General features: G+C 37.6%; 8 protein-coding genes. 2 read left to right on the top strand and 6 right to left on the bottom strand.

Annotated features, from left to right (window positions below; all coding sequences use genetic code 11):
• Window positions 1-3,477 (top strand): double-strand break repair helicase AddA, encoded by a 3,477-nt coding sequence (addA, locus tag ACFIM8_RS00645; RefSeq protein WP_375614329.1) that lies wholly within the window; start codon window positions 1-3, stop codon window positions 3,475-3,477.
• A 177-nt stretch (window positions 3,478-3,654) separates the two neighbouring features.
• Window positions 3,655-3,978, top strand: coding sequence for a thioredoxin (trxA, locus tag ACFIM8_RS00640; RefSeq protein ID WP_375606117.1), 324 nt, complete (start codon window positions 3,655-3,657; stop codon window positions 3,976-3,978).
• Between the two features lie 668 nt (window positions 3,979-4,646).
• Here the strand turns inward: trxA and tsaE are convergent.
• The 6 genes from tsaE to accD all read right to left on the bottom strand — a co-directional run bounded on the left by tsaE (window position 4,647) and on the right by accD (window position 13,067).
• The gene (tsaE, locus tag ACFIM8_RS00635; protein WP_375607922.1) at window positions 4,647-5,117 is read right to left on the bottom strand and encodes a tRNA (adenosine(37)-N6)-threonylcarbamoyltransferase complex ATPase subunit type 1 TsaE; all 471 of its coding nucleotides are present in this window, start codon (window positions 5,115-5,117) and stop codon (window positions 4,647-4,649) included.
• A 51-nt stretch (window positions 5,118-5,168) separates the two neighbouring features.
• On the bottom strand, window positions 5,169-7,634 hold the full coding sequence (locus tag ACFIM8_RS00630; protein WP_375607923.1) for an ATP-binding protein: 2,466 nt from the start codon (window positions 7,632-7,634) through the stop codon (window positions 5,169-5,171).
• A gap of 34 nt (window positions 7,635-7,668) precedes the next feature.
• A complete protein-coding gene (ahcY, locus tag ACFIM8_RS00625) occupies window positions 7,669-9,066 on the bottom strand; it encodes an adenosylhomocysteinase (RefSeq protein ID WP_375606120.1) in 1,398 nt (465 codons plus the stop codon).
• Between the two features lie 713 nt (window positions 9,067-9,779).
• Window positions 9,780-10,778, bottom strand: a complete 999-nt coding sequence (locus ACFIM8_RS00620; RefSeq protein WP_375606121.1) for a complex I NDUFA9 subunit family protein — start codon at window positions 10,776-10,778, stop codon at window positions 9,780-9,782.
• A gap of 44 nt (window positions 10,779-10,822) precedes the next feature.
• Entirely contained in the window at window positions 10,823-12,142 is a 1,320-nt protein-coding gene (locus tag ACFIM8_RS00615; RefSeq protein ID WP_375614328.1) for a bifunctional folylpolyglutamate synthase/dihydrofolate synthase, read from the bottom strand.
• Between the two features lie 4 nt (window positions 12,143-12,146).
• Window positions 12,147-13,067 (bottom strand): acetyl-CoA carboxylase, carboxyltransferase subunit beta, encoded by a 921-nt coding sequence (accD, locus tag ACFIM8_RS00610; protein WP_375608985.1) that lies wholly within the window; start codon window positions 13,065-13,067, stop codon window positions 12,147-12,149.
• Window positions 13,068-13,147: the final 80 nt, after the last annotated feature.

Genomic DNA, 13,147 nt, shown 5'->3' with positions numbered 1-13,147 from the left:
ATGACGTTTTTTTCTATTCCTGAAGCCGCTCTTGATGCACAAGCAACAGCAACACATCCCCAAAAAAACGTGTGGGTTTCTGCAAATGCAGGATCTGGAAAAACCCATGTTCTAACCGAACGTGTTATCCGTTTGCTTTTAAACGGTACACCTCCAGCACGTATTTTATGCCTTACTTACACGAGAGCCGCCGCTGCTGTTATGCAATCACGAATTTTTCGCACACTCTCCAGCTGGAATGAACTCGATGATGCGCAGCTTAAAGAAATCTTATCGAAGTTTGAAAACAAACCTATCAGTGCAACAAAAATAACCTATGCGCGCCAACTCTTTGCTCGTGCTTTAGAAACACCTGGTGGTTTGAAAATACAGACTATTCACGCATTTTGCGAATCTCTCTTGCATCAATTTATGCTAGAAGCCAATATTGCTGGACATTTCGAACTCATAGATGATGTCAACCGCAAGAAATTACTACAAGAAGCTCGCTGCCAACTTTTGAAGCATCATGATGTACAACCCGCTCTAAAACAGCTGCTTAAGGTTATCAGTGAACATACTTTTAACCAATTGCTGTATGAAGCAGCTGAAAAGCAACATAAACTGTCTGATTTTTTGTCTTCTCTTCTGTCTGAAAATGGAGAAGAAAAATTGCGGTCGCTGTTTGATTTAGCACCTGATGATACAACCCAATACCTATTGGAACAAATGCAACAGATTGCGCGCCTTCCTGTTTATGCTCTTAATCATTGTGAAATCAATGGCAGTCAAAGCTTCAAGGATATGGTGGTAAAACTTTCCCAATTAGAAGAGGTACATGATGAGACAAATATTCTCAATAGTATTTCTGATATTTATTTTACAACAAAAGGTGAGCCACGGAATTTCTCAAATTTATCTCGTAAAAAATCAGACGAAATTTGGCCTTTTATTCAACAAATGCTTGAAGATAAACAAAGCGAGCTTTCTATTCTTTTAGAGAAATATCAATGCGCAAAAGTTGCGACCCTCAATATGGCGGCTTTTCAGCTTTGTGCCCTTTATCTCAAAATTTATGCAAATTTAAAAAAAACCAATGGTTTTTTAAACTTTGATGATCTCATTGAGCGCACACTCCATTTATTGCAACGTGAAGGTGCAAGCCAATGGGTGCACTATAAACTTGATAAGGGTCTTGATCATATTTTGCTTGATGAAGCACAAGATACGAACCCTGATCAATGGAAAATTATTCAATTTTTAGCGCAAGAATTTTTTACAGGTCATAGTCAACGTGACAATATACGTACTCTTTTTGCTGTTGGAGATGAAAAACAGTCTATTTATTCCTTTCAGGGCGCTGCACCAGAAAATTTTGCTGCAAATGGGAAAATTATTCAAAAAAAAGCACAACAAGCAAAGCAGAAATTCGAAAAAATACAACTGCATTACTCTTTTCGCTCTACAGCAGATGTTCTTAAAAGCGTTGATCTTGTTTTTGAAACACCAGAAAATTATAAAGGGCTTTCGGCAGAAAATACAAAAACCATACACGAAGCTATCCGTACTCACAGTCCAGGTGAAGTTATTTTATGGGATGCTATTTCTAAAGAAAAAGACGAATTTCCTGATGATTGGCATGTAACTGTTGATCATTTAGATACACCAGCAGTACGTTTGGCAGAAAAAGTTGCTGAAACTATTGCAGGCTGGTTACAAAAAGGAGAAATGCTTCCAGCAAAAGGGCGGTTATTGCGTGCTAGTGATATTATGGTTTTGGTTCGTAAGCGTGATCAATTTGCCCTAGCGCTTTCTCGTGCCCTTAAACAACGCAATATACCTGTCGCTGGTGCAGACCGTTTACAGCTTATAAAACATATGAGCGTGCGTGATTTAATGGCACTCGGACGTTTTGTTTTGCAGCCACAAGATGATCTTTCTCTTGCTTGTGTTTTAAAAAGTCCCCTTTTTGCTCTTAGTGAAGAGGAACTCTATCTGCTTGCCGCACACCGCACTGGCTCTCTTTGGCAAAGTTTGTGTACGCATACATCATCGCGGGTATCTTTTAAAGATGCTTTTGAAAAGCTGAACCATTATCGTACTTTAGTGGATAAAATACCAGTCTTCGAATTCTATAGCCATATTCTGAATAATGATAAGGGAAGACAAAAAATTTTAGCGCGCTTAGGCTCGGAAGCCAATGATGTGCTTGATGCTTTTATGGACTACACACTCGCGATTCAAAAAACGGGGTTACCAGGATTACAAGCTTTTTTGGAAACATTAAGTGTCAGTGAACCAGAAATTAAACGTGAGTTTGACCAAAATCATGAAGAAATTCGCATCATGACTGTTCATGCTGCAAAAGGACTGGAAGCTTCCGTTGTATTTCTGGTTGATCCTGGTAGTGCAATCTGGCATCCTCAGCATTCACCTCACTTGCTTGAAGTTCCCTTGAACAATGCACATTTGAGTGATCAACAAGCTTTTATCTGGTGCCCTAATGCAGAATTCGATACAATGCCCTCTAAACAAGCAATTTTGCGTTTAAAAGAGCGTGCAGAAGAAGAATATAGGCGCCTTCTTTATGTAGGAATGACACGCGCTGAAGATCGCTTGTTTATTTGTGGATATAAAAGTCAGAAAACGCCATCTCATACATGGTTACAATTGGTAAAAAAAGCTCTTGAACCTCATGCGGTTTCTATAAAAGGCCCTGCAGAAGATATTGCAGCTTGGCGTTATTGTATCACAGATTCTTCTTCTGCCTCAATAAATCAGGAAGCCTCTCGTTCTGAGTGCCAAACACTTCCACCTCTACCAGATTTTTTCTCTCATAAAGTACCAGCAGAACCAATTCTCCCAAAACCGTTAAAACCCTCAGTAGCGAGCCTTTCTATTGAAGCTGATACAGAACCTTCCTCAAGTCCAAAACAACTTACTATTTCACCTGTTTTAGGAGAAACGAACACAAACAGAGCTTTTTCCATTGAATATGGTAATCTCATTCACCGATTGTTACAATATTTACCCGATTGTCCCCCACAAAAACGTCGAGATTATGCTCAAAACTATCTCAATATCAAAGCCTCTCATTGGCATGAGAGCCAAAGAGAAGATGCTCTTTGCCATATTTGGAAAATATTAGATCATGTTTATCTCAAACCCCTTTTTTCTGAGCATTCACGTGCTGAGGTTTCCTTAATGGGCATTGTAAAAATTCGTGGAAAAGAACAAGTAATCTCTGGTCAAATTGACCGTCTCTACATCACGCAAAACAGCATTATCTTTGCCGATTTTAAAACAGGAACCCCACCAGAAAATGAAGCCGCTATTGCTTCCCATCATTGGTTGCAAATGGCTCTTTATCGAAAATTATTGCAAGCTATTCATCCCGATAAAGATATACAAGCTCTGCTTATCTATAGTAAAGAAGCCAAAATTTTCAAACTTTCTCCAGAAAAACTTGAGGCATTTCTTAGTGAAGTTGCCTTATAAGTTAGTCTTTTCCTTGCAAAGCATTTTTACACTTTATTTACTTTCATAAAATCGCTCAAACAAACACAACGCACAATCTCTGATGTAAAAAAGTCCTTTAATAATTTATCTTTGCAATAACTTGATATGAATTGTTATTATACCAATCTATAAAAAGTGAATATAAAGGATAAATCAATGACGTGTATAAAAGTTGATAAGGATAATTTCGAAAGTGAAGTTCTAACCTCTTCCACCCCTGTTGTGGTTGATTTTTGGGCAGAATGGTGTGGCCCTTGCAAAGTGATTGCTCCAATTTTGGATGAAATTTCAATAGAAATGCAAAATCAAGTTAAAATTGCTAAGGTAAATATTGATGAAAATCCGGAACTGGCTACCCAATACGGAGTACGTTCTATCCCTACATTACTAATGTTTAAAAATGGAAATATTTCATCGAATATGGTTGGCGCTACCTCTAAAGGACGTCTTTCTGAGTGGATAAAAAATGGCCTTAGTTAATGCCATACACAGTAACGATAAAGGAGAGAAATTTTAGTCTCTCCTTTTGATTTTTTTTACATTCCTTTTCTGTAATACATTGTAATAGCAATTCAATTAAATCAAAAATTTAAATGATTTTAAGAATCCACACTGTTATACGTAATTCAATAGATCATTTTTTATCAAAAAATTGTCCTGTATGAACAATGTAGGCAATTCCTTGTTTATATGCATGCCAACGAATATTTAAGTGAATGATATTTTCTTCTTAGATAAGACTATTGAGATAGATAGTGCTTTCAACAATAAAAGGAGATTTTAAGCAAAAACTTTGCAAATTACTTTTTTGAAGCTCACAATTTTTAAGCAGAAAGAAACAAGCAATTCACTACAGGTTATATAATGCTCTTCTAAAGGGGTACCACTTCAATTTAAAATTCTCTTATACTATTCTCTAAAATCAAAATTGTAGGTATCAGATTCTCTAAAATAAATTGATGAATTCCTATAAATTAACGACTATTCTTTGCAATTTATGTCATTGTTATATGAAAGAGTCAGCATTTCACTTCATCTTCCATGGTTGGTGCCTCCATTGAAGCCTTCTTTATGTTGTCCATCATCTCAAATTTCATAGGTAGTACTGAGGTATTATCAAATTAAAAATGATGATGTCCATGTTTTTTTTAAAATGTACGAATTGCGAAAGACTGTTGCAAACATTCAATGGAATGTTGCGCTGATTTAACTGTTACATGACGCCCATGTTCTTTATAATGTAAGGTGAGTGCAAAAGTGGCAAGCTCTAAAAGAGCTGTATTTCTTTCTGGCCATTCAACAAGTAAAATATTTTTCTCACGAGCTTCATGAAGCCCTAATTCATCAATTTCTTCTGCCATAGAAAGGCGATAAAGATCAGCATGAATAATTTCAAACTTTGGAAGTTGATAGCTTTGCACAAGAGTAAAAGTAGGGCTTGGAACATCCATAGTGTTATCGTTCGCAAGTGTTTGAATGATTGTACGTGCAATGGTTGACTTTCCAGTTCCAAGATCTCCTTGCAGCGTTACAAGATCTCCTGGCTTTAAAGAAAGAGCTAAATTTTGTGAAAAAAGCTTTGTTGCCTCTTCATTTTCAAGAAAAAAACTAAAATTCATTAAAAGTTCCATGAAATGGATGAAAAATTTTTGTTATCATAAAGGTTAAAATTAAAAAATCGTATCTCCTTTGGAGAGTGGGAAAAAACATTTAACTGTTGTTCCTTTTCCAGAACCGGTAAGAATTTCAACATGTCCACCGTGTAGTTCAACGAAACTTTTTACAAGGGAAAGGCCAAGACCCGCTCCCGCACGCCCACCATGGTGTGAATGGGAAGAAAAACGTTTAAAAATACGATCAAGGACATCTTCTGGGATGTCAGAGCCCTGATTGTGAACGCTAAAGACAATGTTATCATCTTGTTCATCAACGCAAAATTCAATAGTACTCGCCTCCGTTGCAAAATTAATAGCATTACTCAGGACATTCACAAAAATTTGATGCAAGCGCTTTTCATCAGCAGAAATAGAATTTAAGGAAGGAGAAATTTGTTGTAAAAGCGTAATATGACGTCCATTAAGGCGATCTTCTACACGTGCTACTGCTTGTATCATAGCATCGGCAATGTTAACCGATTTTATGTCCAACTCCATAATGCCTGCATCAAGGGTAGCAAGATCAAGAATATCGTTAACAATATTTAAAAGAGTTCCTGATTCTGAATGAATGTGTTCAAGATATTCTTGTTGACGTTCATTGATAGAACCGAAAATTTGATCACGTAAAATATCGGAAAATCCAATAATATTGGTGAGAGGTGTGCGTAATTCATAAGAAACATGTTGGACAAATTCATTACGCAAACGATCAGCACTTTCTAATGCTTCATTTTTTTCTTGAAGAGCACGCGCAATATGGACAGTGTCCGTAACATTCACAAAAGTAAGCATCGTTTGTCCATTAGGAAGAGGGACCAGAGTATAGTCAATAATCATATCATTTTTAAGATCTATACGACCTGAAAATGTTTCACGTTTTTCAGCAAAACCGGTAATGAACTTGGTAAATTGATCCCATTCTTGCCCCAAGGTTAAGGCTGAACAATGGCTTTGTAACTGTGTAATATGGGTTCCTTCTACCAGTAAATTATAAGGAAGAGACCACAATTTCGACAAGGCAGGATTCGATAAGCGAAGGCGTCCATCAGTACCAAAAACGACCACACCTTCAGAAAGTTTATCAAGTGTTTCACCTTGTATTTTAATAAGTGTATTATAACGGCGCTCAAGATCAATTTTTTCGGTAAGGTTTTCGTAAAGCCAAGTGACACCTCCTTGTGGATGAGGGTTCGAGACAACACGCACCGTACGCCCATCTGGAAGATTCCAAATTTGTTGGTTCGATTCTGTTTGCCAATAGGCTTTTAAAAGTTCTTCTTTCCATGCGCGCCAATCAGGGTGTTCAGCAATGAGCCCCTTTTCACGTAAACGTTCAAGAAACAATGTATGGCTTGGTTCACTTTCTAAAAAAGAACTCTCCAACGGCCATAAAATTTTGAAAGCGTGATTACAGAATTTTAATTTTTGGTTTGTATCAAAAATGGCTACAGCTGTTGAAATTTGGTCAAGTGTTTCACAATGACTTTGAAGAACATATCTTAATTCATGAGCAAGATTTTCATAGGCGCTGTCATCACGTGCAAAAGCTGCCATCCCTTCAGCTGTTGTAATACGTGTGAGATGAAAACGGTGCCGTTCTCCACCAATAACCGTATGAACATGTTCTTGAAAAATTGTTTCTGTTTCATCTGTTTTGCGTTGTGTATTTTCATTGAAAAGATCCCCCACGTCATCACTGTCTTCACGAAAGTCTGTCATTTCTCTAAAGGCGCGATTGATAAAACAAACTTTTCCTTCACAATCTTTTATCCATACGGGCTCTTGAATAAGATCAAGAAGATTACGCTGCATTCTCAGTTCAGTAAGAAGGCGGGCGATATCTTTCTGTAAACGAGCATTTTCACTCTGTTGTTTTGAGATATCTTGAAAACGAGCAATGGCGACTGTTCCTGCGATGACTCCTGTAACTTGTAGCAGTACATTGTTTGTGGTGGTGATAGAAAGATCAAAAGGGTGACATTTACAACGGAGTTGAGTCAATGCATAATCAAGTTCTCGCAGAGAATTTTCTTCAACCCAGAGCTCAAAACGCTGAAAATCTTTCTGATCGATTCCTATTTTTTGCAATGTGGAAAGAGCACCAACAACATGGGGTAAGGTTGTTGGATTTTCCCAAATAAGAAGGAATTGCTCGGTTTCTTCCAGAAGCCATTCATAATATTTAAGTTTTTCAGAAAAATTTGCCTGAATTATCTTCAAAGGCTTCTGTGCAGTTTTTTTTGCACGCACGGTAACAGCTATACATGAGAGAAGTGAAGCACAAGAAATTCCTCCACACAGCGCTAAAAGCAGCCATGGACCATTCGGCAAAGTGAAGAAAAATGGTAAATAACCTTCCAATGACTGAGAAAAAGCGCATGTTGGAGAAAAAAAGAAAAAAAGGCAAAGTATATACGTATAGATTCGGATCTCTTTTTGAGTTTTTTCTTTGGGGTTATAGTCACCAAAGCTGAGCACGACATCTTTCCCTTTTTTAACCCAAGGAAACGTATTAGTAACGGTAATGGTTTGGTTTATAAGGTCCTTGTGGTGAGACTCCAATATAAGCGGCTTGTTCTTCTGATAAAACACTTAATTTTATTCCTAACCGATCCAGATGTAGACGTGCAACCTTTTCATCAAGATGTTTAGGCAAAACAGTGACTTCATTTGTATAGTGTTCTGTACGGGTAAAAAGTTCAATTTGCGCTAAAACTTGATTGGTAAACGAAGCTGACATGACAAAAGAAGGATGCCCCGTCGCATTGCCGAGGTTTAACAATCGTCCTTCAGAGAGCAAAATGATGCGTTTTCCATCGGGAAAGGTGATCATATCAACTTGTGGTTTAATATTCGTCCATGGCAAATTTCTAAGGGCAGCGACTTGGATTTCGTTATCAAAATGACCAATATTTCCAAGAATACACATATCCTTTACTTGTCGCATATGATCTAAACGAACAACATCTTTATTGCCTGTTGTCGTGATGATAATATCAGCACTGGAAGCAGCATCATCCAAATTAACAACTTCATAGCCATCCATAGCGGCTTGAAGAGCGCAGATAGGATCAATTTCTGTTACTTTAACACGAGCCCCAGCACCAGAAAGAGATGCTGCTGAACCTTTTCCTACATCACCATAACCACAGACAATGGCAGTTTTACCAGCGATCATCACATCTGTTCCACGTCGAATACCATCGACCAATGATTCTTTACATCCATATTTATTATCAAACTTTGATTTAGTGACGCTATCATTAACATTAATAGCAGGAAAAGGTAGAAGTCCTTCTTTTTGTAACTGATAAAGACGGTTTACACCTGTTGTGGTTTCTTCGCTTACACCTTTAATTGCTGCGCGCTGTTGTGTAAAAAAACCTGGCGTTGCATCCATACGCTTTTGTATTTGTTTGAAAAAAATTTCTTCTTCTTCTGTTTTGGGATGCGATAAAATATCTTTATTTTGTTCTGCACGACTTCCCATTAAAATATAGTTTGTGGCGTCAGCTCCATCATCTAAAATAAGATTGGAAGGATTACCATCTGGCCATTGGAAGATTGCATCTATATAAGTCCAATATTCTTCCAATGTTTCACCCTTAACGGCAAATACAGGAATGCCAGTTGCGGCGATAGCTGCTGCTGCATGGTCTTGCGTAGAAAAAATATTGCTAGAGCTCCACCGTATATCGGCGCCAATTGCTTTTAATGTTTCAATTAAAACAGCTGTTTGAATTGTCATATGCAATGAGCCAGAAATACGCGCTCCGCGCAAAGGTTGGCTGGAAGAAAACTCCTTACGACAAGCCATCAAACCAGGCATTTCAGTTTCAGCAATATCAAGTTCTTTACGACCATAAGCGGCAAGTGCAATATCTTTGACAACAAAATCTTGAGCTGCCATTCTTCATTCCTTTAAAATAATTTTTTCCAAGACGGTAGGAGAAATTAAAAAAAAATGCAAGACAAGAAGAGGACTTCTTTATGTGAAAAAGCTCTTTTAAAATCTCCATAAATTTGTGCAACAAATATGCATTTATGGATCTGAGTAGTGATGTTACTGACAGAGTAGGAGATCTTCATGATAAGTTTTATTATATAAACAAAATTCTATCCTTTTCACGTAACTTTAAAGCTTTTAAAAGTTTCCAGAGGGAATACCTTTTAAATAATAAAAATGGTGCATTGCTTTACAGTTTTTATATCGATTTTTATGGGATAATATCGAAAGTAGTATACTCGTATTCTACTCACTTATGCGGTTTTTGAAAAAGGAAGAATTACTTTAATCTCATTATTAAGCTTTTTGGCAAAATAATATAAATGCAAAGCCATAGATTATCATGTTTATGGATAGGCAGTTCAGGATCGGTTCTTTAGGATTCCAATGTTGCACCTGCTCTTGGATAAAGACAGTTTATAAGAAGTGCTTTTCTCCTGTTTCCAACAGTTTTTATCAAAATACTATAGATGTGCGAGGAAACATGTTTTGTGATACTAAATGGAGCATTAAAAATGCAAAAACATCACTCTATTGAACACTCTGATTTTAAAACCGCTAACAACGCACTATGAATTATAAATCAAATAATTAACTCAGTTTTAGAAGAATTTATTCTAGACGAGTAGGTTTTGGGAAAATTGACCATGTGGACGAAATCGCCAGAGATAACTTGGCAAGAATGCAGTCATTGCTCTAGGAGTAATTCCTACTCCTTCTAGAGTATATCCATTCTCTATAGCTTCTTTAGAAACAATGTTATCCATTTGCAAAAAGCGTATTTGATTGGCTGTTACGAGCGTTGGCACAAGAGGCAACTTACCAATCGTTCCTAAAACTCCTCCAATCAATAGACCGACAGAAAGAGGCATAGATAGGATTGTTTTTTTACGATGAATGATTTTAAGTATATTTTCAAGAGCATTTTGGAGGGTGATAATCTGGGGACCACCAAGATCATATTTTTTTCCCCAAGCTACCTGTCCATCTAAAGCACGTGCTATAAACTCAGCAACGTCACCAACATATACGGGTTGCAATTTGCTTTTCCCACCTCCAAAAAGAGGCATAATTGGTAAAAAACGTGACAAATCTGCTAAGGTATTAAAGAAACAATCTTCTGGTCCAAAGATAATGGATGGACGTATAATAATTGCCTGAGGATTCTTGTTATGAATGATTTGTTCACCCATAAACTTAACACGTGCATAAAGACATGCAGTGTTTTCGCTAGCCACAAGAGTCGACATATAGATGAGAGGAATACCAGCTTCTACTGTTAATTCAGCAACATTGTAAGCACCATCAATTTGTGTGCTTTTAAAATTCGATTGATTTGCTTGTTTTAAGCTACCGGGTAAAAACACTGCTGCATCAGCTCCAAGCAATGCGCGTGCAACAGAGGCACGATGCTTGATATCTGTTTTAAGCATTTGGGTTTGTCCTACTTCTCCTATTTGTAGCATGTAATAAGCTTTTTGTGGACAACGAACAGCGATGCGAACGCGATATCCCCGCTTAGTCAAAGTTTCAACGACATGTCGTCCTACAAAACCGGATCCGCCAAAAACAGTAATGAGTTTAGGATGTTGATAAAGTGCACAATCAAGTTGCATGATTAAAAGGTCTATCTTTCAAAGCTTTAAAAATAGCTAATTATCTAGCACGGTGGTGTTTTATTGTCACGCAAAATATCACCCGCAAGATAAAGAGAACCACTAATAAGGACAATAGCCTCTTTATATTCCATTTTAATTTTATACAAAGCATCTTGTAGATGTGCTTGTGGAGTAGCAAAGATTCCTGCTTTTTGGGCTGATTCAGCTAAGTTTATTGGAGAGAGACTGGCGTCATTGTTAATAAGCGGTATCGTATATACTTTATCGACAAGGTTTGCTAAAGGACGAAAATAACCGACAGCATCTTTGGTATTAAGCATGCCAGCAATCATAATAATGGGACGATCTGTTTTTTTTCTCCATTGTGTAAGTTCTGCCGCAATAACTTTTCCTGCAGCAGGATTGTGACCACCATCTAACCATAAATCAATATCAGGAGATAGTTGATCAACCAAAAGCCCTTGGGTAAGACGCTGCATTCGTGCGGGCCAATAAATATTCTTCAAAGCGTCATTTATGGTTTGTTCTGAAAGTTGAAAACCCGCTTGATAAACTGCTTCAAGAGATGCACCAGCATTAGCAATTTGGTGGTCTCCAATAAGGTTAGGAAGAGGAAGGTCCATGAGACCTTGATGGTTTTGAAAAACCATACGTCCATGTTCTTTATAGCTTTGATAATCTTGATCAAAGAGAGCATAAGATGCTTTATTTTTATCGGCAAGGGGTATTAAAGTAGCAAGAGTTTCTTCATAATTCTGCTTTCCGATGACCACTGGAACGTTTGGTTTTATAATCCCCCCTTTTTGAAAAGCGATTTGAGCAATTGTGTTTCCAAGAAAATTCTCATGATCATAATCAATGGGCATAATAAGCGATACAGCTGTTTTGTTAACGACATTGGTAGCATCAAAACGTCCTCCCAATCCAACTTCTAAAATAACAACATCAGCTGGATGTATACTAAACAGCATAAAGGCAGCGGCTGTAAAAATTTCAAAAATAGTAATCGGCTCTTGACGATTTACTTTTATAATTTCACGGATTGTCTCTGCCAATTGGTTTTCTGTAACAAGTTGACCACCTCCTTTTTGACCTAACCGGCAGCGTTCATTCCAGTTGACAAGATGAGGTGAGCTATAAACATGAACGCAGTATCCTTCACTTTCCAAAAGAGCACGACAAATTGCGGAGGCAGATCCTTTGCCATTTGTTCCAGCGATGTGAATAACAGGTGGAAGTTTTAAATGTGGATTACCAAGACGCTCTAAAAGGTGAACAATACGCTCTAAAGAAAGATCAAATTTTTTCGGATAATTTTTTAGTAAATCATCCACCACCCTTTGTATTTGACTTTGTTGCATAAACTTAAGCTGCTTTTGTCCTAGAAAGCGATGTTTGAGAGTCTGTTGGGGATGGATCGGAAGGGTTAAAAACAGCAGGGCGTTTCATCATCAAGCGTAAAATACGCGCAATTGTTGTTTTCATTTCTAAACGCGATACAACCATATCAATCATACCATGTTCAAGCAGATATTCACTACTTTGAAACCCTTCTGGTAGGGTTTCACGTATCGTTTGTTGAATCACACGTGGACCAGCAAAACCAATCATAGCGCCAGGTTCGGCAATGTGAATATCACCAAGCATGGCGTAAGAAGCAGTAACACCACCGGTGGTTGGATTAGTCAGCACAACAATATAGGGAAGTTTTGCTTCTTTCAACATTTCAATCGCTACTGTTGTACGGGGCATTTGCATCAATGAGAGTGTTCCTTCTTGCATGCGTGCACCACCAGAAGCAGTAAAAAGAACCAAAGGGCATCTTTCGGCAATGGCAGTATCAAAAGCTTTGATAATAGCTTCTCCTGAGGCCATACCGAGTGATCCCCCCATAAAGGCGAAATCTTGAACGGTTGCAATAATTGGCAAACCCTCAATCGTACCGCGTGCACTCAAAATATTGTCCTCAACACCGAGTTTAGAACGGTACTCTTTTAACCGATCAATATAGCGTTTTTCGTCGCGAAACTTTAAAGGGTCTGTCACAACTTTTGGATTTTCAAGAGCTGTGTAAACACCATCATCAAAAAAATGCATAAGACGATTTTTGGCACTGATACGCATATGATAGCCAGAATTAGGAGCCACAAATTGATTGGCTTCCAAATCTTTATGGAAGATCATTTCACCACTGGTAGGATCTTTAATCCATAGATTTTCTGGAATTTCACGGCGTCCCAATATAGAATTAATTTTAGGGCGAACATAATTTGTAATCCAGTTCATCTTTATAACCTTCCTTTAAAATATTATACACCTTTTGCATGATTTGAAAGAATATAGAATTTAAGCAGTCACATTTGCTT

This window comes from Bartonella sp. AC535YNZD (assembly GCF_042196625.1).
GTDB lineage: Bacteria > Pseudomonadota > Alphaproteobacteria > Rhizobiales > Rhizobiaceae > Bartonella.
The sequence above is the reverse complement of the archived record's forward strand: the minus strand, read 5'-3'. Positions and strand labels throughout refer to the sequence as shown.

What these genes read in the sequence shown, in the direction of transcription:
- ahcY (WP_375606120.1), bottom strand. Translation starts at nt 9,066, where the DNA reads ATGGCAGCTCAAGATTTTGTTGTCAAAGATATTGCACTTGCCGCTTAT.
- addA (WP_375614329.1), top strand. Translation starts at nt 1, where the DNA reads ATGACGTTTTTTTCTATTCCTGAAGCCGCTCTTGATGCACAAGCAACA.
- trxA (WP_375606117.1), top strand. Translation starts at nt 3,655, where the DNA reads ATGACGTGTATAAAAGTTGATAAGGATAATTTCGAAAGTGAAGTTCTA.
- accD (WP_375608985.1), bottom strand. Translation starts at nt 13,067, where the DNA reads ATGAACTGGATTACAAATTATGTTCGCCCTAAAATTAATTCTATATTG.
- ACFIM8_RS00620 (WP_375606121.1), bottom strand. Translation starts at nt 10,778, where the DNA reads ATGCAACTTGATTGTGCACTTTATCAACATCCTAAACTCATTACTGTT.
- tsaE (WP_375607922.1), bottom strand. Translation starts at nt 5,117, where the DNA reads ATGAATTTTAGTTTTTTTCTTGAAAATGAAGAGGCAACAAAGCTTTTT.
- ACFIM8_RS00615 (WP_375614328.1), bottom strand. Translation starts at nt 12,142, where the DNA reads ATGCAACAAAGTCAAATACAAAGGGTGGTGGATGATTTACTAAAAAAT.